Source organism: Aquidulcibacter paucihalophilus (assembly GCA_030285985.1).
In the GTDB taxonomy this organism is placed as follows: Bacteria; Pseudomonadota; Alphaproteobacteria; order Caulobacterales; family Caulobacteraceae; genus Brevundimonas.
This window is the reverse complement of sequence record CP127384.1, coordinates 2,065,523-2,084,897: the sequence shown is the minus strand read 5'-3', so window position 1 is coordinate 2,084,897 and position 19,375 is coordinate 2,065,523. Positions and strand designations below refer to the sequence as shown.

The window sequence follows — 19,375 nt, the reverse complement described above, 5'->3', positions numbered from 1 at the left end:
CGGTCCCCCTCCCCACGATGTGGGGAGGAGGCATAGAAAAAGGGCCGCTCCGGTTTTCCGGGGCGGCCCTTGATCGTTTCGTTCGGTCGTTCGCGCTTAGGAGCGCGGGCCGCCCACGCCCGGAACCCGGGGCTTCGGAGGCGGCAGCAGGCCTTCGCGCTGCATGCGCTTGCGGGCCAGTTTGCGGGCGCGGCGAACAGCCTCGGCCTTCTGGCGGGCGCGCTTCTCCGAGGGCTTCTCGTAGTGCACGTGGCGCTTCATCTCGCGGAAGCTGCCTTCACGCTGCATTTTCTTCTTGAGGGCCTTGAGCGCTTGATCGACGTTATTATCGCGAACGAAAATCTGTACCAGGTTGAACTCTCCTTTGGCCGCCCGCCGCGCACCTCGAAAGGGAGACGGGCAGACAAATAAAATCTCGGTCCACAGACAGGGTCCGCGGATGAAGGCGGGCTGATACACGTTCGCCCCCCTCGTGTCCAGATCGTCGCGCTTCTATCTGAAGCCTCGAAACGCCCGCCGGACGGGGATATGCTGCGGCCATGACCGAAGCGCCACACCTGTCGAACGCCGCGCCCGAAGGTGACTGGGCCGACCGCATGGAACAGACCGTGCTGGACGCCGCCCTGGGCCTCGCGCCCCGTATGGGCTGGAACAGCCGGATGGTCAGGGCCGCCTGCGAGGCCTGCGGCTTGTCGCAGGGCGACGAGGAACTGCTGCTGCCCAACGGCGCGCGCGACCTGGCGGCCCTGCTGTCGCGGCGTCACGATGACCGGGCGCTGGCCGCACTGGCCGATATCGATGCGAAATCCCTGAAGATGCGCGAGCGAATCGCGGCGGCCGTCTCGGCGCGGATGGAGGCCGGGGCCTCCGATCTGGAGGCCACGCGGCGCTGCGCCGCCTTCCTCGCCCTGCCGCCCAACGCCGACCTGGGGCTGAAGATGGCGTGGGAGAGCGCCGACCATCTCTGGAACTGGGCCGGGGATAACGCCACCGACTGGAACCACTATTCCAAGCGGACGATCCTGTCGGGCATCCTGATCCCGGCCCTGACCCTGCGCTGGTTCGACGGCCGTGAGGCGGCAGAGGCCTTCGTCGCCGCCCGCATCGAGAACGTCATGGCCTTCGAGAAGTGGAAGGCCGGCAAGGATTTCGACGCACCGCTGAAGACGGTCACGGATGTGCTCAGCCGGATGCGGTACGGGGCGAAGGTTCCCCAAGAGGGCTAGAGCGGCTTCACCCGGTTCACATGGCCCATCTTGCGGCCCTTTCGGGCCTCGGCCTTGCCGTAGAGGTGCAGGCGGGCGTCGGGTTTGGCGGACAGGGCCGCCCATTTCTTCACATCGTCGCCGAGCAGATTGGTCATCTCGATCCGGGCATGGGCGGTCGTCGGGCCGAGCGGCCAGCCGGCGACGGCGCGGATGTGCTGTTCGAACTGGTCGCAGACGCAGCCGTCCTGGGTCCAGTGGCCGGTGTTGTGGACGCGCGGCGCGATCTCATTGACCAGCAGCAGGCCGGCCCCGAGGTCGAACAGTTCGATCCCCATGACGCCGACATAGTCCAGCCCCTCGAGAATGGCGACGGCGATGGCGTGGGCGCGCGTCGCGGTCTTGGCGTCGACCTGGGCGGGGGCCTGCGTTGTCTTGAGGACGCCGCCCTTGTGGACATTCTCGCCCAGCGGATAGACGGCGATGGACCCGTCACGGCCACGGGCGCAGATCACAGACAGTTCGCGCTCGAACGACGCCCGGGCCTCGAGGATGGCCGGGCGTTCGCCGATGGCGGTCCAGGCCTTGAGGACCTCGGCGGGCGATTTGATCCAGACCTGACCCTTGCCGTCATAGCCTTCGCGCCGCGTCTTCAGCAGGACCGGGACACCCAGCCGGTCCACGGCATGGCGAAGGTCCTCAAGGGTGTCGATGGCGGTGAAGGCGACCGTCGGAGCGCCGACGCCGTTGAGGAAGGTCTTCTCGTCGACCCGATCCTGGGCCACGGCCAGGGCCTTTGGTCCCGGCGCGACGACGGCGCCGCCCTCTAGCAGACGCTCGACCGAGCCGGCGGGAACGTTCTCGAACTCGAAGGTTACGGCCTGGCAGGTCTGGCCCAGGACACCGAGGGCCGTGGGGTTGTCATAGGCGGCGACGATCTGACCCTGCGAGACGCGGCCGGCGGGGCTGTTTTCTTCGGGATCGAGGATGACGACATTGAAGCCGAGGCGCGAGGCGGCCTGGCTGAGCATCCGTCCCAGCTGACCGCCGCCGAGAATGCCCAGGGTCGACCCGGGGGGCAGGGGCGGGGGCGGGGTCACGTCGGGCGCGGCGTCGACCAATTCAGTCCTCGACGGTTTCGTGCACGGCCTCGGTCTGGGCCTCGCGGAAGGCGGTCAGGCGGCCGGCCAGGATCGGGTCGGAGAGGGCGAGGATCTGGGCGGCGAGGATGCCGGCATTTTTGGCACCCGGCTCGCCAATGGCCAGGGTGGCCACCGGAATGCCGCCGGGCATCTGGACGATCGACAGCAGGCTGTCCATGCCCTTGAGCGCCTTCGATTCCACGGGGACGCCGAGGACCGGAAGCTCGGTCATGGAGGCGGCCATGCCGGGCAGGTGGGCGGCGCCGCCGGCTCCGGCGATGATGACCTTGAAGCCCGCGGCGCGGGCTCCGGTGGCGAAGTCGAACAGGCGTTTGGGGGTACGGTGCGCGCTGACAACCCGGGCGTCCCAGGCCACGCCCAGACGGTCGAGGGCGTCGGCGGCGTGTTTCATCGTCGGCCAGTCCGAACGACTGCCCATGATGATCGCCACTGGTGGTGTCCCGGTCGTCATGGAGGCTCGCCCTTTTCGCGGGAAAGCGGCGCGATACAGGACTCGCGTTGCGCCCGCAACCGACCGCGTTAGGCTCTGTCGCAGCCCGACGTGTTGAGTCGCCGGCAGGGGAGCCCTTTTCGCTCGTGAACGACGCGGCCGCCATCGACCCCCACGCCGAGATCGAGCGCCTGCGCGCGGAGGTCGAGGCCCTGCGCCTGCGCGCCGAGGCGGCCGAGGCGGCAGCGGATCACGACGCGCTGACGCCGGCCCTGAACCGCCGCGGTTTCGTCTCGGTCCTGCGCAGCGCCATGGCCTTTTGCCAGCGCCATGAGGTGCCGGCGGTGTTGCTGTATCTCGATCTCGACGGCTTCAAGAACGTCAACGACACCCTTGGTCATGCCGCTGGCGACGCCGCTCTCGTGCAGGTGGCCCAACTGCTGCGGGCCAATCTGCGCGAGTCGGATGCGGTCGGTCGGCTGGGCGGGGACGAGTTCGCCCTGCTGATGCTCAACGCCGGCCTCGACGAGGGCCGCGACAAGGCCCGGCGGCTGGCTGCGGCGCTGGAGGCGGACGGCTTCGTATGGGCCGGGGAGCAGGCACCGCTGGGCGGCTCGTTCGGCGTCCGGGCCTTCGCCGGCCACACCGACCCCGAAGTCTGGCTGGCCGAGGCCGACGCGGCCATGTGGGTGCGCAAGAAGGGGCGCTGAGGCGAACCTAGGCGATGATGTCCGGCAGGATGCGATCCTCGATCTTGGCCATCTCGTCGCGCAGCAGCAGTTTCTTCCGCTTCAGGCGCGCGATCATCAGCTGATCCGGCACGGGCATGTGACCCAGGGCCTCGATCGAGGCGTCGAGGTCGGCGTGCTCAAGCTGAAGCACCTTGAGCCGGGCGCGCATCGCCAGCTCTTCTTCGGTCAGAAAAGGTTCGTCATCGTTCATGTGGGGCCCCGCCGGCTCATCATACTGTGCGTCGCGTCAGGCCGGAAGGCGGTCTGCGAGCCGGACCAGTCCCGCGCGCGGCGTCATCGGCGACCAGACGCGGGCGGCGGCCACGAGCGTGTCGATCGGCGGGCGCGCCGGGCCGGACGGCGCGGGGGCGAGACCCTCCAGCGCCGACAGCAGCCGGCGCTCGGCCTCCAGCTCGACCGCCTTGACCTGGGCCCGGACGGCCTCGCGGTCGGCGTCGTCGAGGTCGGGAGCACGGGCCTTGAGTGCCTTGCGCACGGCGCGCAGCGGGGCGATGGCGGTTTCCTGCCAGGCCCGTGCGGTGTCGCCCGCGGCCTCGAGGGCGTCCTCGTCCGGCGCTCGACCCTCGGCGGCGCACCAGGCGGCCCACAGCAGCAGGGGCACGTTCTGGCCGGCAGCGTCCTGAAGCTCCAGACAGGCGTCGGGGACTCCTTCGGCGGCGTAGGCCGTCAGCGCCCAGTCCCACAGGCTCATTCGGCCGCGGGTCCCTTGAGGCCGTCCCAGCGCCGCACTGCGGACCAGTCGAGATCGAACAGGTCCAGCGCGCGGCCGACCGACTGGTCGACCATCTCGGCGATGGAGGCGGGTTTGGCGTAGAAGGCGGGCAGGGGCGGGGCGATGATCGCACCCATTTCGGCGAGGGCCGTCATGGTGCGCAGATGGCCCAGATGGAGCGGCGTCTCGCGCACCATCAGAACCAGCCGGCGGCGCTCCTTCAGCGCCACATCGGCGGCGCGGGTCAGGAGGGTTGAGGTCACGCCGGTAGCGATCTCGCCCATGGTGCGGACCGAGCAGGGGGCGATGATCATGCCCATGGTCCGGAACGAGCCCGAGGCGATCGAGGCACCGACGTCGTTGAGCCGGTGCGTCACGTCGGCGCGGCCCATCAGGTCGTCGGCGGACAGCTCGGTTTCCTGCGACAGGGTCAGCAGGGCGGCGCGGGTGACGACGAGGTGGCTCTCCACGCCCAGTTCGCGCAGGGCATCGAGCACCCGAACGCCGTAAGTAACGCCGGACGCTCCGGAAATTCCGACGATCAATCTCGCAGGGGCCGAGGCGGAAGGGTTCCGTACGGCTCTGTTCACATCTTCGGCCAATTCGGGCTCCAGGGTGGTCCGTATCAGGACGGTCGGCAGTTCACTGGAATGTGATTCTACAGCCGGTCAGACCCGGCGCTGACTGTACTGGTCCCTTAGACATGGAGGCGCAAGCCATGACCATCGAAGCTCGTATCCGCGAACTGGGAAACCGTCATCGCAATCTGGATGAGACCATCCGGAGAGAGACGACCCACCCGGCCACGGACTCGCTTCGCGTGAGGGAGCTCAAGTTGCAGAAGCTCCGACTTAAGGAACAGATCACCAGTCTGGAGGCCTCGGCGCACTAGCGAGGCCTCCCGAAAGAACAACGGCCCCGGGAGCGATCCCGGGGCCGTTTTTTTGTTGTCCGGTGTCGAAAGCTCAGTCCTTGGAACCGAACACCGAGGCGGCGGTCGGCTCGGCACCGCGGCGTTCGCGGGCTTCCGGCACGAATTCTTCCTCGACGGGCTCTTCCGGGGCGTCGACGGCCTGCAGGGTCGCGCCGCCGCCCTTTTTCGCGTCGTCCCTGGCCTTCTTGTCGGCGGCCTTCCTGACCAGTTCGTCCAGGGCCAGCTGGCCGACCAGGCCGAGGGTCACGGGGTCGACCGGCTTGATGTTGGGGCTGTTCCAGTGGGTGCGGTTGCGCACGCTCTCGATGGTCGACTTGGTGGTGCCGAGCATCTTGGCGATCTGGGCGTCGGTCACTTCGGGGTGGTTACGCACGAACCACATGATGGCGTCCGGGCGGTCCTGGCGGCGCGAGACGGGCGTGTATTTCGGCGGTGCCTTGTGCACTTTCAGCAGCTCGGCGTGGCGGCTGACCACGGCGTGCATGCGGTAGGCGTCGTCGTTCTGGGCCTTGTCCAGCTCCTCGCGGGTCAGCTGGCCGTTGACCAGCGGATCTGCGCCGCGGATGTCCCTGGCCACGTCACCGTCGGCGATGCCGCGCACTTCCAGCGGGTGCAGGCCGCAGAAGTCGGCGATCTGCTCGAAGGTCAGGGAGGTGTTGTCGACCAGCCAGACCGCGGTGGCCTTGGGCATCAGGATGTCGGTCATGGGGGCGTTCCGGTGCTTGTTCGAACCCGAAAACCGGGCTCTGGATACGACGGCGCCCGGCCTTTCGACCGGGCGTTGATGATCGCGATATAGTCCTATTCGCCGGAAAAGAAAACGGAACCCGACAAGGCTATACAGCCAAGGTTCATCCACACGGCGCAACACTGGCTTCACAGACGCGTTGTGCGTCGGGAAAGACTTTCTGGGAGGAACTTCCATGCTGATCGAAATGCTGGCCGCCGCGGCGGTCGTCTCCGCCACCGGACAGGACTTCGCGCCGCAGATCCCCGGTGGTCCCGAGCGGGGCGCTCCGCGCGGCGATTATCGCGACAGCTGCAGCGGTGAATATGTGAACCGCGGCCGGCTCTACGCCGATTGCCGCAACAATCGCGGCAACATTCGCGAGACCTCGATCGAGCTGAACCGCTGCGCCAACTACGAGATCCGCAACAACGACGGCCTGCTGGTCTGCGGGCCCAACCGCGGCGAATACGAAGATCGCCCGGGCGGTGGCGGCGGCCGGCCGGACCGGCCCGGCGGCGGCTGGGGCGGCGGACGCAACTCCGTGACCGTCTTCCGCGATTCCGAGTTCCGCGGCGCCAGTTTCCGGTTCGACAACGAGATACCGAACCTGGCCAATACGGGCTTCAACGACGCCATCAGTTCGATGCAGTTCCGGGGCGAGTGGGAAGCCTGCACGGACGCCTACTACCGCGGCTTCTGCCAGACCTTCCGCGACGACGTCCGCAATCTGCAGCGTTGGGGCATGAACGACCGGATCTCCTCGCTGCGTCCGGTCCGCGGCGGCGGGCGCTGGTAGGCGTCAGACCGTCAGCACGATCTTGCCGACATGGCCGCCCGCCTCCAGCCGGAGGTGGGCGGCCGATGCCTGTTCCAGCGGGAAGGTCGCCTCGACCGGCGGCCGGACCGCACCGGATGCGACCCAGGGCCAGGCCAGGGCTTCCACCGCAGCGATCAGCCGGGCCTTTTCATCGGCCGGCCGCGGGCGAAGGGTCGAGCCGGTGAGGACAATCCGCTTCATCATCAGCCTCGCCAGATCGACCTGCGCCAGCGCGCCCGACTGGGTGGCGATAACCACCCAGCGGCCGAAGGGGTTCAGCGCGGCCTGATTGAGGTCGGCGTAGTCGGCCCCGACCATGTCCAGCACCACGTCCGCGCCGCCGAACGCCCGGATCTGCGCCTCCATGTCGTCCGCGGCGGCGTCGAGGCTGAGGTCGGCACCGAGGCGGCGCGCGGCGTCTGCCTTGGCGGCTCCGCGGGAGGTGGCGATGACGCGCGCGCCCGCGGCCCTGGCCATCTGGATGGCGGTGACGCCGATGCCGCTTGTGGCCCCGTGGATCAGCAGGGTCTCGCCCGCCTTGAGCGCGCCGGCCTCGAAGACATTGGCGAAGACGGTGCAGACCGTCTCGGGCAGGGCGGCGGCCTGGATGAAGTCCATGTCGGCGGGGACGGGCAGGGCATGACGGGCGTCGACGACGGCGAGGTCCGCGTAACCACCTCCGCCCAGAAGCGCGCAGACGCGGTCTCCGACAGACCAGCGTGTCACGCCGGCACCGACCTGATCGACCTCACCCGCGACCTCCAGACCGAGGATGTCCGATGCGCCGGGCGGGGCCGGGTAGCGGCCCAGCCGCTGCAGGATGTCGGGCCGGTTGATCCCGGCGGCCCGGACTCGGATGCGGATCTGGCCCGGGCCAGCGGCGGCATCGGGCCGTTCGGAGAGGGTCAGGGAATCCGCGGAGCCGGCACCGCCCGTGATCTCGACTACCCGCATTCGCCCGTCCTGTTCTTGCAATCGTCCGTATCCGGGCGTTGAAATAGGGTGTTGCGGTGAGGATGGCCACGAAGGAGGCGGTGATGTTCGAGGATCTGGAGCCCCGTCCGGCGCGCGGCGCGCCACTGATCGCCCTGACGCGCGAGGATCTGGACGGTTATTCGGTCGAGGATCTGAAGCAGCGGATCGAGGGGCTGCAGGCCGAGATCGACCGCTCGAGGGCCGCCATCGAAGGCAAGTCGTCGCAACGCAATGCAGCCGATGCCATGTTCAACTTCCGGTCCTGACCCTGTCTGTCTCCGTCTGGCATGGCCATTGCAGTCCGTGGATGCGCCGCGCCACGCCGTGCCGGTCGTGATACGGATGCGCCTGTCCCATGAGTCTGGTTGAGTTCATGCCTGTTGACGCCACCACGCTTTCGCCAACGGGCCGCAGCCGCACCGCGGTCGTGGATGATTTCGCCCGTTCGGAACTGTTCGACCGCACCTTCCAGGAGGGGATGGAGCTGGTCGAGGAGACCGCCGCCTATCTGGATGGCGACGGGCGGCGGGAATCCAAGCTGCTGTCGCGCTCCACGGCCCTGCTTTACGCCGGCGAGAGCATGAAGCTGACGACCCGGCTGATGCAGATTGCCTCGTGGCTGCTGGTCCAGCGGGCCGTGCGCGAGGGGGACATGACGGCGGAAACCGCCTGCGAGGCCCGCTACCGCCTGGCCGAACGTACGGCCGCGACCGAGCCCAGCCATCCGGAGCTTCCGATCGCCCTGGTCGAATATCTGGTCCGCACCGAGAAGCTTTACGACCGGGTCCTGCACCTGGACCGCCGCATGTATCTGGATGAGCCGGAAGAGGACGCGGTCAATCCGGTCCAGAGCCAGCTCGATCGGCTGACGGCTGCCTTCAGGCAGTGAAAGCCTCGCGGCGGATCGCGATCATTGTCGCGGTCGCCCTTGGCGTCCTGTTGCTTCTCGCCGCTGTCATCCTTTTTTCCGAACGGTCGGCGGTGATCATCGAAAACGTCGGCCATCAGGATGCGGACGTGGCCGTGGAGGTCGTGAACGCCCGGCAATTTTCCTGGCGAGGCCGACTGCGGCCGGGTGAACACGCGGTCAAACTGGCGCGCTTCTCCGACAACAGTTTCCGCATCACATGCCGGGACGCCGGTGGCGAGCGCACCCATGAGGGCGGCTATGTGACCAACGGCCCGCCACAAGTCGTGACCATTCGGGTCAACGGATGCGCGGACGTCTCAACCAAAGTCGATTTCTAGTACGGTCTGAGACTACGGCCCGACGTCGTTCGCGACCCGCGCGCCGTCATCGACGGCCTTGGGCAGGCTAAGGGCGATGCCCAGGGCTTCGGCCAGTTTGGCGTCCCGCTCGTAGACATCCTCGCGGAAGGCGACGCGGCCCTGGCCGTCGACGAAGGCCGTCCAGTACAGCAGGCGGACGCTGATTTCGCGGCCGGTCGAGATGCGCTTGGTCTCGCGGGAGTCCTGGGCGTTGTCGAACTGCTCCAGCAGGGCGGGGTCGGGCGACAGCAGCAGGCGGGCGAAATCGACCGCGCCCTGGACCCGTACGCAGCCGTGGCTGCGCTGGCGCATGGCGAGGTTGAAGGCCCCCTTGGACGGGGTGTCGTGCAGGAAGATGGCGTAGCTGTCGCGCAGCTCGAACTTCACATAGCCGAGCGCGGCCGTCGGACCCGCGCGCTGGATGACCTGACCGTTCGACATGTACATGTTCTGGCTGGCCAGATAGCCGGGGCCGCGCGGCAGGATCTCGTTGCGCGCGATCGAGGCGGGGACATACCAGGGCGGATTGGCCACGACCGAGGCGAACGGCTTCTCGAGGCTGGGCGTCTGGGTCGACGGCGCGCCGCAGACGACGCGGTTGGAGTGAACGGGACGGCCGTCCTTCCAGTAGACCATGATGGCGGCGGCGGTGTTGACCTCGATCCGCTCCGGCGAGACCTCGCGCTTGAGCCAGCGGCGGCGTTCGAGGTTCAGGGCGATCTGGCGGGCGCGGTCCTCGGCCGAGGCCGAAAGGGACCGTTGGCTGCCCGTGCCGATGCGGCCGTCCGCAACGAGGCCGTGACGGGCCTGGAAACCACGCATCGCGGCCTGGAGCTCGGGACCATAGACAATGCCCTGGGCCATCAGGCGTGCGCCGTCGGCGGCGGACAGGTCGCCCTCGGCGACGAGGCGCCGGATCATCACGGGAACGCGTGCATCGCTCATGCCCGGTTCAATGGTCGGGCCCTGACGGAAGGCGGGCCAGCCGCCCTCGCGGATCAGACGACGGTAACGCACATAGCCGGCAGACAGGTTGGAATAGCCGATATCGGTCGGAGCCAGAGCCTCGAACCAGTCGACGAGACGGTTCTGGGCCAGGGCGTCGTTCAGCCCGACGGGCAGGTCGACGCGGTTCTTCTGCATCTCCCACAGATCCTCGACGGCCTCGGGTCGGACCCGGCCTTCGGCCAGAACGCGGCCGTAGCCGAGGGCGGCGGCGGTGGTGCGCATCTCGGCCGAGTCACGCGACGCAGCGAGGGCCTCGAAATCGAAGAAGTCGTTCTGGGACAGACCGTGGCGTTCGGCGCGGCCGGCGGCGGCCTGGAGGGCGCGGAGACGCTCGGCGGTCCAGACGGGACGCCAGCCGTTCAGCTCGTAGAAGGCGCGCACATCGGGCTGGATCGTTGCGGGCAGGCGGGCCAGCTGGTCGTTGAAACTGTCATAGAAGGCGACAGCGCCGGGGTCGCGGGTCTGGGCCCGTGCCGCCAGTCCAATCGTCGACGCGAAAGCCGACACGGCCGCGCCAAGTCCGAGTTGCCGTCGATTCATCGTCACGATCTCTTCGCCCGCTTCGACACGGGACCCCACGTCCACGCCCCCGAAGCCAACGCCGCCATGTTATCGGCGTTCCCGGCAAACAGAAAGGCGCCGGTCCGGAGACCGACGCCTTTGTGATCGTCTTGCCGCAGGGTGTGGCCCGAAAGCCCGACCCGTACGGAAAGGCCTACTTCTTGATGAAGCCGGCAAACTTGTTGTTGAAGCGCGAAACGCGGCCGCCGCGATCCATCAGATGGGCGTTGCCGCCCGTCCAGGCCGGGTGGGTCAGCGGATCGATGTCCAGGTTCAGGACGGCGCCTTCCTTCTGGTAGGTCGAGCGCGTCTGGTAGCTCGTACCATCGGTCATCGTCACGGTGATGAAGTGGTAGTCGGGGTGCGTATCCGCCTTCATGGTCCTGGTCCGGTCTCTGCGCGATGACGATGCCGACCGTCGGAGCGCGAAAATGAGAAATCCCGCCATCTGGGGCGGGAATGAGCGGCGGCGTTTACACCGGGGGCCGTTCCGGGGCAAGAGGCGCGCGCCATGACAGATGCAACCGCCAATCCCGACGCCGCCGCCGACATCCGGGGGCGGCCGGGCGCAGGGGCCCAACTGGCCGAACAGATGGGCGAGGCCGGCGAACGCCGGGCCCGCCGCCGGGACGTTCGCCCACTGGGACGGCTGTTCCCCTACGCCATGCGACACAAGGGCCATGTGGCCATGGCGGCGGTCTGGCTGATCCTGTCCACCTCGGCCTCCCTGGCCCTGACAGCGGCCGCCCGCGGGGCCATCGACAATGGGTTCGAGAACGGCGGCGCGCAGCTGAACCTGTGGTTCCTGCTCCTCGGCGCCAACGCCCTGTTTCTCGGTTTCGCCACGGCGGTACGGTATTATTTCGTCACCAAGACCGGCGAGCGGGTCGTCGCCGACCTGCGCAAGGGGCTGTTCGGGCGCATCCTGACGCTCGATCCGGCCTTCTATGCCTCGATGCGAACCGGCGAGGTGCTGTCGCGCCTGACCACCGACATCGCCCTGGTCGAGACCCTGCTGACGACTTCCGTGTCGTTCGCCCTGCGGAATTTCCTGACCCTGATCGGCGGGACCATCCTGTTGTTCGTGGTCAGTCCCAAACTGACCGGCCTGGTCCTGCTGGTGGTGCCGCTTCTGCTGGGGCCGATCTTCCTGTTCGGCCGTACGGTGCGAAAGCTGACGGTCGCGTCGCAGGACCGGTTCGCCAACGCCGTGGGCTTTGCCGGCGAAAGCGTGGACGCGATCGAGACGGTGCAGGCCTTCGGGCGCGAGGCGAGCGCCATCGCCCGCTTCGGCGCGGCGGTGGAGGCGGCGTTTACCGTGTCGCTGGTGCGGATGCGGGCACGGGCCTTCATGACCGCCATGATCATCGTGGTCATGTTCGGCGGCGTCAGCCTGGTGCTTTGGCTGGGCGCGCAGGATGTGATCGGCGGGCGGATGACGCCGGGCGCACTGCTGCAGTTCGTGTTGCTTGCCGTATTCGTGGCCGGTGCGGTCGGGGCTCTCGGCGAGAGCTGGGGCGATGTGCAGAAGGCCGCCGGGGCGATGGAGCGGATCGACGAGCTGATGCGGAGCGAGGCCGCGATCCGGCCACCCGAATCGCCGGTGACCCTGCCCGAGCCGCCGACGGGCGAGGTGTCGATGTCGGCGGTCCAGTTCGCCTATCCGGGCCGGCCCGACCTGCCGGCGCTGAAAGGCTTCTCGCTGACCGTGCGGCCGGGCGAGACCGTCGCCCTCGTCGGGCCCTCGGGGGCCGGCAAGAGCACGGTCTTCCGTCTGCTGCTGCGCTTTTATGACCCGCAGGCCGGTGTCGTTTCCGTGGATGGCGTGGACGTGCGCGCCGCCGATCCGGTGGCGGTGCGAGGCCGCTTCGCCTGGGTGTCACAGGAAGCGCCACTGTTTTCCGGATCAGCGAACGAAAACATCCGCTTCGGCCGTGAACTCGCCAGCGATGAGGAGGTCCGCGCGGCCGCCGAGGAGGCCCAGGCCTTGGGCTTTGTCGAGGCCCTGCCTGAAGGGTTCGACACGCCTCTGGGCGAGCGCGGCAAGAGCCTGTCGGGTGGACAGCGGCAGCGGATGGCCATCGCCCGGGCGCTGGTCCGGGACGCCCCGATCCTGCTGCTGGACGAGGCGACTTCGGCGCTGGATGCCGAGAACGAACGGCTGGTGCAGGCGGCGCTGGATCAGGCCATGCAGGGGCGGACGACCATCGTCATCGCCCACCGCCTGGCCACCGTCCTGCGCGCCGACCGGATCGTGGTGATGGAGGACGGTCGGGTGGTGCAGGAAGGCACCCACCAGTCGCTGATGTCCCAGGGCGGCCTGTACGCCCATCTGGCCGAGCTCCAGTTCCGGCCTGACTAGGCGCTCAGCGCGGGGTCCAGATATTTGAGATTGGCTGTACGGATTTCCGCCGCCGCCTCGTCGTAGAGGAAGGGCAGGAAGGCGAACCGCTCGCCCTGTGTGACCGCCGTGGCCTCGTGCAGGATCGAGCAGGAGAAGACCACTGCGCCGCCGGGCGGCGGGCGGTACGTGCGCGGGCCGAACTCGGGGAAGCGCAGGTCGCCGCCCTCATAGTCCGCGTTGAGATTGATCGAGACCGCGAACCGCCGGTGCGCTGTACCCCGGGTGGTGTTGTCGCGATGGGGCCGGAAGAAGCCGCCGGTCTCCGCGTCATAGCGGGCGACCAGATAGCGTTCGATCCGCGTGGCCCTGAAGTTGAACGCCTTCTGGATCTGCGGGATCAGGCGGCGGTTCAGGCGGGCGACGGCCTGCTTCTGCAACATCTCATCCTCGATGATGACATCCGACCGTCGCTTGTGGTCCGTGTCGGTCATCAGGGTGGTGACGCCGTCCACCTCGCGCATGAAGCCGGACGGTTTTCCGCCGATCTCGCGATAGAGGGCGATCAGTTGCTCGCAGAAGGCGGGTTCGAAGATTCGCGGCGTCAGCAGGACGGGCGCGATCCCTTCGGGACCGCCGTGGCGCGCGGGCGGGGGCAGGGTGTGCACGCGGTCGACGAGCGCCCCGGCCTGATCCGCGCCGACGATCGCCATGACATGCAGGGCCGGGTCGACCAGGCACCAGCGTTCGACGCCGGTCGCGTCATAGCGGGCGGCGACCGCGCCGTCCTCGTCGAAAAGGAAGCGCAGGCCCGGCAGGCTGTCCTGACGTTTGCCTCGGCTCCTGTCCTTGCCGACGATGACGATGAAGGCGCTGGCGTGGAGGTCGTTGAAGGCCTCGCGTTGCGTCTCGAGGGTGGCGAGGGCGCGGGCGACCGCTGAACCGGCCGGCACGATGGCGAGCAGCAGATACCGGCCCGCCGCCGAGTCGAAGACATAGCGGGGGTTGCTGATCCCCGGGATCGCAAAGGTGGGAGCAGGATCGCCGTACAGAAGGGCCATGGGCCGCACGGTGCACGGGAAACCGCTCCGGGTTCAAGGGTGCGAGCGGGCGGTGCGCCACTCAGTCAAGCGCGGCGGCGATCCGGTCGGCCAAGGGCCGCAGGGCGGCGGCGTCGGCCATCGGCGCATGGCCATGGCCCTTCATCGGCCGGTCGCTCCAGCGCGGAATGATGTGGAAATGCAGGTGGAAGACGGTCTGGCCGCCGGCCTCGCCATTGAACTGCATGATCTGGAAGCCGTCCGGCTGAAGGGCTTTTTCCACCGCGCGCGCCGTGCGCTGGACGGCAGCGGTCAGGCGGGCGAGGGCGTCGGGCTCGATCTCCAGCAGCGTCCGGGCGGTCGAGGTCTTCGATATAATCAGGACATGGCCTTCGGACTGGGGAAACACATCCATGAAGGCCAGCACATGGTCATCTTCCCAGACCCTGACCGCGGGAATCCCGCCGCGCAGGATCTTTGCGAAGATGTTGTCGGGGTCATAGGGCGCGTGCAGGCTCATCGGGGGCTCCGTGGATCCCGACCACCCTAGCAACCGGCGGCGGACGGGGGGAGCCCGGCGCGCGGTTTCGCGTTATCGTGGACGCGCGAGTCGGGAGAGTGCCATGCTTCGTTTCATCGTCCAGTTTCTGGTCACCTGTTTCGGCCTGTGGCTGTCGTCGCGGGTCGTCAGTGGCGTGGACTTCCTGTCGACCGGATCGCTGCTGGCGGCGGCGCTGCTGCTGGGGATCGCCAACGCCATCGTGCGGCCGATCCTGACCTTCGTGACCTTCCCGCTGACCATCATCACCTTCGGCCTGTTCCTGCTGGTGGTGAACGCGGCCATGATCGGCCTGGTGGCCAGCCTGCTGGGCGGGTTCGTGGTCGCAGGACTGTGGGCCGGCATCGGCGCGGCCATCGTCACCGGCATCGTCAGCTGGATCGCCGGCTGGTTCATCGGCGAGAGCCCGAAGCGCGCCGCCGACTGACGGTTATTGCGACTTCCTGAACGGCGACAGGTCCGCCGTCATGGCCTCGATCTCGGCCGCCACCGCCGGACGCTCGCCGTCGAGATACCGGGCGACCGGTTCGCGCAGCGCCGGGTCGGCGATGAAGTGGGCAGAATAGACGGGCGAGGGCAGATAGCCGCGGGCGATCTTGTGCTCGCCCTGGGCCCCGGCCTCGACGCGCGACAGGCCGCGGGCGATCGCGAACTCGATGGCCTGATAGTAGCAGAGCTCGAAATGGAGGAAGGGGACCTCCTCCAGCGCGCCCCACTGGCGGCCGTAGAGGGCGTCGCGGCCGATCAGGTTGAGGGCGCCGGCGATGGCCTCGCCGTCGCGGAAGGCCATCACCAGGGCGATGCGGTCGGCCATGGTCTCGCCGAGGCGGGTGAAGAAGTCGCGCGTCAGATAGGGCCGGCCCCATTTGCGCGCGCCGGTGTCCATGTAGAAGGCGAAGAAGGCGTCCCAGTGGGCGTCGGCGATCTCCGCGCCGGTCAGGACGCGGATGTCGAGCCCCGCCTGCGCCTCGCGGCGTTCGCGGCGGATGGTCTTGCGCCGGTTCGCGGACAGGGCGGCGAGAAAGGCGTCGAAGGTCGCATAGCCGTCGTTGCGCCAGACGTACTGCATGTCCTGACGTTGCAGCAGGCCGGCCCCGCCCATGGCGTCCCAGTCGTCCCGGGTCGGGAAATTGACGTGCAGGGACGAGACACCCAGCCGTTCGGTCAGGGCGATCGCGCCCTGCAGCAGGGCCTGGCGCACCGTGGCTGCGTCGGCGTCGGGGTGGGCGAGGAAGCGGGGGCCGGTCACCGGCGTGAAGGGCACGGCGGACAGCAGCTTGGGATAGTAGCGCCCGCCCGCGCGCTGATAGGCGTCGGCCCAGCTGTGGTCGAAGACATATTCGCCCTGGCTGTGGCCCTTGAGCCAGAGGGGCATGACGCCGAGGACGCGACTGTCAGCGTCGCGCAGCGACAGGTGGCGGCCGGCCCAGCCTTCGGCCGGGACCGCGCTGCCTGAGGCCTCGCAGGCGTCGAGGAAGTCGAAGGACAGGAAGGGGTCGCCGGAGGGCGTCGCGCAGGCGTCCCAGGCCTCGCGGCCTATGTCGGCGACCCGATCGTGGACCTGGAGGGTGAAGCTCACCGCACCTCGACGATGGCGTCCACCTCGACGGCGAAGCCGAGGGGCAGTTTGTAGACGCCGACGGCGGAGCGGGCGTGGCGGCCCTTGTCGCCGAAGACCTCGACCATCAGGTCGGAGCAGCCGTTGATGACGGCCGGGATGGCCTCGAAGTCACCGGCGGCCTGGACGAATCCGCCCAGTTTGACGACGCGGACGACGCGCTCGAGGTCGCCGTCGCAGGCGGCCGACATCTGGGCCAGCAGGTTGACGCCGCACATGCGGGCACCGTCCTTGGCCTGTTCCGGCGAAACGTCGGCGCCGACCGTGCCCTTGATCCCGCCGGCGGCGTCGTTCGACAGCTGGCCCGAGATGTGGACGAGGTTGCCGGTCTGGACGTAGGGCACATAGTTGGCCACCGCCTTGGCGGGTTCCGGCAGGCTGATGCCGAGTTCGGCGAGGCGGGCGGCGACGGTCATGGGCAGGGCTCCTGAAGGTTCGGCGGCGGTTTAGCGCGGGTGAGGGGCCTCGTCATGTCTTCCTTCCGCCCAAACCGCGGAGAAGAGTGCGAATTCATGCGGTATTTTAATACCGTTATTAAATAAATCAGTTATTTCAATAACATGATGCCATATCGTGCATCGCAGTCGCCTTGACCCCATCCCCCCTATCCTCTATCAGCGCGCCTTCCGCTCGTCCCCGTCATCGGGAGGGGCACCCGATCGTCTCCCAGGACCCTTGAAATGCTGAAGAGCACCACGGCTTCGCTGAAGCCGGCCGAGGTCACGAAGAAATGGATCCATATCGACGCTGAAGGCGTCGTGGTGGGCCGTCTCGCGACCTTCATCGCCAACCGTCTGCGCGGCAAGCACCGCGGCGACTACACCCCGCACGTCGATTGCGGCGACTATGTCGTCGTGACCAATGTCGACAAGGTGGTGTTCACCGGCAAGAAGAACACCGACAAGATCTACTACCGCCACACCGGTCACCCGGGCGGCGTCAAGCAGACGACCCCGGAGAAGGTCCTGAACGGCCGTTTCCCCGAGCGCGTCCTTGAGAAGGCCGTCGAGCGCATGCTGCCCAAGGAGAGCCCGCTGGCTCGCCTGCAGATGACGCACCTGCGCCTGTTCGCCGGCGCGGCGCACACCCATGAAGCCCAACAGCCGGAAACGATCGACTTCAAGTCGGCGTCCGCCAAGAACACCCGGAGCGTCTGAGCATGACCGACGTGACTGCTGAAACCTCCGCCCCGCAGAACGACGCCCCCGCCGCGACCGGCTTCGACGCCCTCAAGGGCCTCGGCACCGTGTCCTCGGACAACGACGCTCCGGTCTATACGCAGAAGCTGGACGCCCAGGGCCGCGCCTATTCGACCGGCAAGCGCAAGAACGCGATCGCCCGCGTGTGGATCAAGCCCGGCTCGGGCAAGATCACCATCAACGGCAAGGATCAGATGCAGTATTTCGCCCGCGAAATCCTGCGCATGATGATCGCCCAGCCGCTGGAAGTGACCGACCGCCTGACCCAGTTCGACGTCGACTGCACCGTGCAGGGCTCGGGCCTGTCGGGCCAGGCCGGCGCCATCCGCCACGGCCTGTCGCATGCCCTGACCCACTATGAGCCGGCGCTGCGCCCGGTCCTGAAGCCGCACGGCTTCCTGACCCGCGACAGCCGCGTCGTCGAGCGCAAGAAGTACGGCCGCGCCAAGGCCCGCAAGTCTTTCCAGTTCTCGAAGCGCTAAGGCGTATCGCGAAAGCGGTTATGGATGGGGGCGCTTCGGGAAACCGGAGCGCCCTTTTTCTTGTCCGATTGCAAAGACCATATCTGTGGAGACCACACGTATGCTGAGACTGGATCACCTGACGATCCTGGTCGGTTCGATCGAGGGAAGCCGGAGCTTCTATGAGACCTTGCTTCCGCTTCTGGGATTTTCCCGCACGACCCGTGAAAACTGGACGGACGGAAAGGGCTTCTTCTTCCAGTTCCTGGAAGCCCGGGCGGGTTCGCGCCCTTATGAACGCCATGGCGCGGGGTTGAACCATATGGGATTCGGAGCGCCTGACATGGCGACCGTCGAGCGCATCCGGGACGAGATGGCGAAGGCCGGACATGAGGCGCAGATCCAGCATCTGGGCGGTGCAGAGTGTCTGTTTCTGAAGGACCCGGACGGCATGCGGGTCGAGATCAGCTGGTATCCGCCCGGCATTGACGTGGTCGACTGAGGACTGAAATGACCCACACCATCTTCATCGACGGCGAGGCCGGGACCACGGGACTGGAGATCCGCGAGCGGCTGGAGGCACGCGGCGATCTCGAGCTGATCCTGCTCGGCGACCGGCGGCGCGACGTGGAGGCGCGGCGTGAGGCGCTGAACGCGGCCGATGCGGTGATCCTTTGCCTGCCCGATGACGCGGCGAAGGAAGCCGTAGCGATGATCGACAATCCGTCGGTGCGGGTGATCGACGCCTCGACGGCGTACCGGGTCGATCCGGCCTGGACCTATGGCTTCGCCGAGATGGCCCATGCGCCGGGCCGGATGACGCAAGGTGAGAAGATCGCGGGCGCGACGCGGGTGTCGAACCCCGGTTGCTATCCGACGGGCTTCATCGGCCTGGTGCGGCCGCTGGTCAGCGCAGGGATCATTCCGGCGGGCTGGCCGGTGACGGTCAATGCGGTGTCGGGCTATTCGGGCGGCGGCAAGGCGATGATCGCCGAGTTCGAGGCTGGCGGGGCCGGGGCGTATCGCGCCTATGGCCTGTCGCTCAAGCACAAACACGTACCGGAGATGACGCTGCACACAGGGCTGGAGCGGCCGGTACTGTTTGCGCCGGCGGTGGCGGCCTACCGGCAGGGGATGCTGGTCGAGGTGCCGCTGCAACTGGCGGCCCTGCCGTCGTCGCCGTCGGTCGAGGTGGTGCATGGCGCACTGGCCGAGGCCTACGCCGGCTGCCGCTTCGTCGAGGTGGCCGAGCTGGAGACGACCGAGGCCATGACCGGGATCGACCCCGAGGAGCTGAACGGGACCAACCGGATGCGGCTGCATGTGTTCGGCGACCGGGGCGGGGCGCAGGTGCGGCTGGTGGCCCTGCTGGACAACCTCGGCAAGGGTGCCTCGGGGGCGGCGGTGCAGAACCTGAACCTGATGCTGGGGCTGGCGGAAGACACGGGCCTCCAATAGCCCGCTCATCCCGGCGAAAGCCGGGACCCAGTTCTGTCCAGCTTGACGCCGATGTTCCGGGTTAGCAGCCGGGAGATCACCGGAGCCGCCCCATCACCCAAAGCACTGGGTCCCGGCTTTCGCCGGGATGAGCGGAGTTTTGT

27 protein-coding genes are annotated in these 19,375 nt (G+C 68.0%); 13 read left to right on the top strand and 14 right to left on the bottom strand.

All coding sequences use genetic code 11. The annotated features are described in order from the left end of the window. Positions 1–96: 96 nt before the first annotated feature. Complete coding sequence (gene rpsU / locus KB221_10250; GenBank protein WIY70907.1) at positions 97–351, bottom strand: 30S ribosomal protein S21; 255 nt, start codon at positions 349–351, stop codon at positions 97–99. 188 nt (positions 352–539) lie between these two features. Here rpsU and KB221_10245 point away from each other — a divergent pair, with 188 nt between their 5' ends. After that, on the top strand, positions 540–1,226 hold the full coding sequence (locus tag KB221_10245; GenBank protein WIY68475.1) for a COQ9 family protein: 687 nt from the start codon (positions 540–542) through the stop codon (positions 1,224–1,226). Here the strand turns inward: KB221_10245 and KB221_10240 are convergent. Then, a complete protein-coding gene (locus KB221_10240) occupies positions 1,223–2,236 on the bottom strand; it encodes a 5-(carboxyamino)imidazole ribonucleotide synthase (protein ID WIY70906.1) in 1,014 nt (337 codons plus the stop codon). The two genes, KB221_10245 and KB221_10240, sit on opposite strands and share 4 nt — an antisense overlap. 91 nt (positions 2,237–2,327) lie before the next feature. Beyond that, complete coding sequence (gene purE, locus KB221_10235; GenBank protein WIY68474.1) at positions 2,328–2,819, bottom strand: 5-(carboxyamino)imidazole ribonucleotide mutase; 492 nt, start codon at positions 2,817–2,819, stop codon at positions 2,328–2,330. Positions 2,820–2,944: 125 nt separating this feature from the next. Between purE and KB221_10230 the strand changes: the two genes are divergently transcribed. Then, a complete protein-coding gene (locus KB221_10230; protein ID WIY68473.1) occupies positions 2,945–3,508 on the top strand; it encodes a GGDEF domain-containing protein in 564 nt (187 codons plus the stop codon). Positions 3,509–3,515: 7 nt separating this feature from the next. Here KB221_10230 and KB221_10225 read toward each other — a convergent pair whose 3' ends face one another. Genes KB221_10225 through KB221_10215 form a run of 3 tightly spaced genes read right to left on the bottom strand, consistent with a single transcriptional unit; the run spans position 3,516 to position 4,807 of the window. After that, a complete protein-coding gene (locus KB221_10225; protein ID WIY68472.1) occupies positions 3,516–3,740 on the bottom strand; it encodes a DUF465 domain-containing protein in 225 nt (74 codons plus the stop codon). A gap of 36 nt (positions 3,741–3,776) precedes the next feature. Beyond that, positions 3,777–4,241 carry a TIGR02444 family protein gene (locus KB221_10220; GenBank protein WIY68471.1) on the bottom strand — a complete coding sequence of 155 codons (465 nt, stop codon included), beginning with the start codon at positions 4,239–4,241 and terminating at the stop codon, positions 3,777–3,779. Then, positions 4,238–4,807, bottom strand: a complete 570-nt coding sequence (locus KB221_10215) for a UbiX family flavin prenyltransferase (GenBank protein ID WIY68470.1) — start codon at positions 4,805–4,807, stop codon at positions 4,238–4,240. Before KB221_10215 ends, KB221_10220 begins: the two co-directional genes overlap by 4 nt. Before the next feature lie 173 nt (positions 4,808–4,980). On the opposite strand from KB221_10215, the gene KB221_10210 reads away from it, so the two are divergent. Beyond that, a complete protein-coding gene (locus KB221_10210) occupies positions 4,981–5,154 on the top strand; it encodes a DUF465 domain-containing protein (protein WIY68469.1) in 174 nt (57 codons plus the stop codon). A 73-nt stretch (positions 5,155–5,227) separates the two neighbouring features. On the opposite strand, the gene KB221_10205 is transcribed toward KB221_10210, so the two are convergent. Next, positions 5,228–5,902, bottom strand: a complete 675-nt coding sequence (locus KB221_10205; GenBank protein WIY68468.1) for a DUF1013 domain-containing protein — start codon at positions 5,900–5,902, stop codon at positions 5,228–5,230. 217 nt (positions 5,903–6,119) lie between these two features. Here KB221_10205 and KB221_10200 point away from each other — a divergent pair, with 217 nt between their 5' ends. Then, a complete protein-coding gene (locus KB221_10200; protein ID WIY68467.1) occupies positions 6,120–6,722 on the top strand; it encodes a beta/gamma crystallin-related protein in 603 nt (200 codons plus the stop codon). 3 nt (positions 6,723–6,725) lie between these two features. On the opposite strand, the gene KB221_10195 is transcribed toward KB221_10200, so the two are convergent. Then, positions 6,726–7,697 (bottom strand): NAD(P)H-quinone oxidoreductase, encoded by a 972-nt coding sequence (locus tag KB221_10195; GenBank protein ID WIY68466.1) that lies wholly within the window; start codon positions 7,695–7,697, stop codon positions 6,726–6,728. Positions 7,698–7,780: 83 nt separating this feature from the next. Between KB221_10195 and KB221_10190 the strand changes: the two genes are divergently transcribed. The 3 genes from KB221_10190 (at position 7,781) to KB221_10180 (ending at position 8,966) form a co-directional block, all read left to right on the top strand. Next, positions 7,781–7,984 carry a DUF1192 domain-containing protein gene (locus KB221_10190; GenBank protein ID WIY68465.1) on the top strand — a complete coding sequence of 68 codons (204 nt, stop codon included), beginning with the start codon at positions 7,781–7,783 and terminating at the stop codon, positions 7,982–7,984. Between the two features lie 107 nt (positions 7,985–8,091). Beyond that, entirely contained in the window at positions 8,092–8,607 is a 516-nt protein-coding gene (locus KB221_10185) for a DUF1465 family protein (GenBank protein ID WIY70905.1), read from the top strand. Next, on the top strand, positions 8,604–8,966 hold the full coding sequence (locus KB221_10180) for a hypothetical protein (protein ID WIY68464.1): 363 nt from the start codon (positions 8,604–8,606) through the stop codon (positions 8,964–8,966). The genes KB221_10185 and KB221_10180 overlap by 4 nt, the downstream gene beginning before the upstream one ends. Positions 8,967–8,978: 12 nt before the next feature. Here KB221_10180 and KB221_10175 read toward each other — a convergent pair whose 3' ends face one another. Next, positions 8,979–10,502, bottom strand: coding sequence for a L,D-transpeptidase family protein (locus tag KB221_10175; protein ID WIY68463.1), 1,524 nt, complete (start codon positions 10,500–10,502; stop codon positions 8,979–8,981). A 208-nt stretch (positions 10,503–10,710) separates the two neighbouring features. Next, positions 10,711–10,935 carry a 50S ribosomal protein L31 gene (gene rpmE / locus KB221_10170; GenBank protein ID WIY68462.1) on the bottom strand — a complete coding sequence of 75 codons (225 nt, stop codon included), beginning with the start codon at positions 10,933–10,935 and terminating at the stop codon, positions 10,711–10,713. A 132-nt stretch (positions 10,936–11,067) separates the two neighbouring features. On the opposite strand from rpmE, the gene KB221_10165 reads away from it, so the two are divergent. Then, positions 11,068–12,918: an ABC transporter transmembrane domain-containing protein gene (locus KB221_10165; GenBank protein ID WIY68461.1), complete on the top strand. Its 1,851-nt coding sequence runs from the start codon at positions 11,068–11,070 to the stop codon at positions 12,916–12,918. Here the strand turns inward: KB221_10165 and KB221_10160 are convergent. Both KB221_10160 and KB221_10155 read right to left on the bottom strand, forming a co-directional pair. Then, positions 12,915–13,958, bottom strand: a complete 1,044-nt coding sequence (locus KB221_10160) for a 2OG-Fe(II) oxygenase (protein ID WIY68460.1) — start codon at positions 13,956–13,958, stop codon at positions 12,915–12,917. The genes KB221_10165 and KB221_10160 overlap by 4 nt on opposite strands. Before the next feature lie 61 nt (positions 13,959–14,019). Then, positions 14,020–14,457, bottom strand: coding sequence for an HIT family protein (locus KB221_10155; protein ID WIY68459.1), 438 nt, complete (start codon positions 14,455–14,457; stop codon positions 14,020–14,022). A 103-nt stretch (positions 14,458–14,560) separates the two neighbouring features. Here KB221_10155 and KB221_10150 point away from each other — a divergent pair, with 103 nt between their 5' ends. Further along, on the top strand, positions 14,561–14,923 hold the full coding sequence (locus KB221_10150) for a phage holin family protein (protein ID WIY68458.1): 363 nt from the start codon (positions 14,561–14,563) through the stop codon (positions 14,921–14,923). Between the two features lie 3 nt (positions 14,924–14,926). Here KB221_10150 and KB221_10145 read toward each other — a convergent pair whose 3' ends face one another. Together KB221_10145 and KB221_10140 are read right to left on the bottom strand one after the other, a co-directional pair. Then, positions 14,927–16,075: a GNAT family N-acetyltransferase gene (locus tag KB221_10145; GenBank protein WIY68457.1), complete on the bottom strand. Its 1,149-nt coding sequence runs from the start codon at positions 16,073–16,075 to the stop codon at positions 14,927–14,929. Then, a complete protein-coding gene (locus tag KB221_10140) occupies positions 16,072–16,530 on the bottom strand; it encodes a RidA family protein (GenBank protein ID WIY68456.1) in 459 nt (152 codons plus the stop codon). Before KB221_10140 ends, KB221_10145 begins: the two co-directional genes overlap by 4 nt. Before the next feature lie 264 nt (positions 16,531–16,794). Between KB221_10140 and rplM the strand changes: the two genes are divergently transcribed. The 4 genes from rplM to argC all read left to right on the top strand — a co-directional run bounded on the left by rplM (position 16,795) and on the right by argC (position 19,232). Next, the gene (rplM, locus tag KB221_10135; protein ID WIY68455.1) at positions 16,795–17,271 is read left to right on the top strand and encodes a 50S ribosomal protein L13; all 477 of its coding nucleotides are present in this window, start codon (positions 16,795–16,797) and stop codon (positions 17,269–17,271) included. 2 nt (positions 17,272–17,273) lie between these two features. Beyond that, positions 17,274–17,795 carry a 30S ribosomal protein S9 gene (gene rpsI / locus KB221_10130; GenBank protein WIY68454.1) on the top strand — a complete coding sequence of 174 codons (522 nt, stop codon included), beginning with the start codon at positions 17,274–17,276 and terminating at the stop codon, positions 17,793–17,795. A 100-nt stretch (positions 17,796–17,895) separates the two neighbouring features. Next, on the top strand, positions 17,896–18,276 hold the full coding sequence (locus tag KB221_10125) for a VOC family protein (protein ID WIY68453.1): 381 nt from the start codon (positions 17,896–17,898) through the stop codon (positions 18,274–18,276). 8 nt (positions 18,277–18,284) lie between these two features. Next, positions 18,285–19,232, top strand: a complete 948-nt coding sequence (gene argC / locus KB221_10120) for an N-acetyl-gamma-glutamyl-phosphate reductase (protein WIY68452.1) — start codon at positions 18,285–18,287, stop codon at positions 19,230–19,232. Positions 19,233–19,375 lie beyond the last annotated feature (143 nt).

What these genes read in the sequence shown, in the direction of transcription:
- KB221_10245 (WIY68475.1), top strand. Translation starts at nt 540, where the DNA reads ATGACCGAAGCGCCACACCTGTCGAACGCCGCGCCCGAAGGTGACTGG.
- KB221_10240 (WIY70906.1), bottom strand. Translation starts at nt 2,236, where the DNA reads ATGCTCAGCCAGGCCGCCTCGCGCCTCGGCTTCAATGTCGTCATCCTC.
- purE (WIY68474.1), bottom strand. Translation starts at nt 2,819, where the DNA reads ATGACGACCGGGACACCACCAGTGGCGATCATCATGGGCAGTCGTTCG.
- KB221_10225 (WIY68472.1), bottom strand. Translation starts at nt 3,740, where the DNA reads ATGAACGATGACGAACCTTTTCTGACCGAAGAAGAGCTGGCGATGCGC.
- KB221_10220 (WIY68471.1), bottom strand. Translation starts at nt 4,241, where the DNA reads ATGAGCCTGTGGGACTGGGCGCTGACGGCCTACGCCGCCGAAGGAGTC.
- KB221_10210 (WIY68469.1), top strand. Translation starts at nt 4,981, where the DNA reads ATGACCATCGAAGCTCGTATCCGCGAACTGGGAAACCGTCATCGCAAT.
- KB221_10205 (WIY68468.1), bottom strand. Translation starts at nt 5,902, where the DNA reads ATGACCGACATCCTGATGCCCAAGGCCACCGCGGTCTGGCTGGTCGAC.
- KB221_10200 (WIY68467.1), top strand. Translation starts at nt 6,120, where the DNA reads ATGCTGATCGAAATGCTGGCCGCCGCGGCGGTCGTCTCCGCCACCGGA.
- KB221_10195 (WIY68466.1), bottom strand. Translation starts at nt 7,697, where the DNA reads ATGCGGGTAGTCGAGATCACGGGCGGTGCCGGCTCCGCGGATTCCCTG.
- KB221_10190 (WIY68465.1), top strand. Translation starts at nt 7,781, where the DNA reads ATGTTCGAGGATCTGGAGCCCCGTCCGGCGCGCGGCGCGCCACTGATC.
- KB221_10185 (WIY70905.1), top strand. Translation starts at nt 8,092, where the DNA reads ATGCCTGTTGACGCCACCACGCTTTCGCCAACGGGCCGCAGCCGCACC.
- rpmE (WIY68462.1), bottom strand. Translation starts at nt 10,935, where the DNA reads ATGAAGGCGGATACGCACCCCGACTACCACTTCATCACCGTGACGATG.
- KB221_10165 (WIY68461.1), top strand. Translation starts at nt 11,068, where the DNA reads ATGACAGATGCAACCGCCAATCCCGACGCCGCCGCCGACATCCGGGGG.
- KB221_10160 (WIY68460.1), bottom strand. Translation starts at nt 13,958, where the DNA reads ATGGCCCTTCTGTACGGCGATCCTGCTCCCACCTTTGCGATCCCGGGG.
- KB221_10155 (WIY68459.1), bottom strand. Translation starts at nt 14,457, where the DNA reads ATGAGCCTGCACGCGCCCTATGACCCCGACAACATCTTCGCAAAGATC.
- KB221_10150 (WIY68458.1), top strand. Translation starts at nt 14,561, where the DNA reads ATGCTTCGTTTCATCGTCCAGTTTCTGGTCACCTGTTTCGGCCTGTGG.
- KB221_10140 (WIY68456.1), bottom strand. Translation starts at nt 16,530, where the DNA reads ATGACCGTCGCCGCCCGCCTCGCCGAACTCGGCATCAGCCTGCCGGAA.
- rplM (WIY68455.1), top strand. Translation starts at nt 16,795, where the DNA reads ATGCTGAAGAGCACCACGGCTTCGCTGAAGCCGGCCGAGGTCACGAAG.
- rpsI (WIY68454.1), top strand. Translation starts at nt 17,274, where the DNA reads ATGACCGACGTGACTGCTGAAACCTCCGCCCCGCAGAACGACGCCCCC.
- KB221_10125 (WIY68453.1), top strand. Translation starts at nt 17,896, where the DNA reads ATGCTGAGACTGGATCACCTGACGATCCTGGTCGGTTCGATCGAGGGA.
- argC (WIY68452.1), top strand. Translation starts at nt 18,285, where the DNA reads ATGACCCACACCATCTTCATCGACGGCGAGGCCGGGACCACGGGACTG.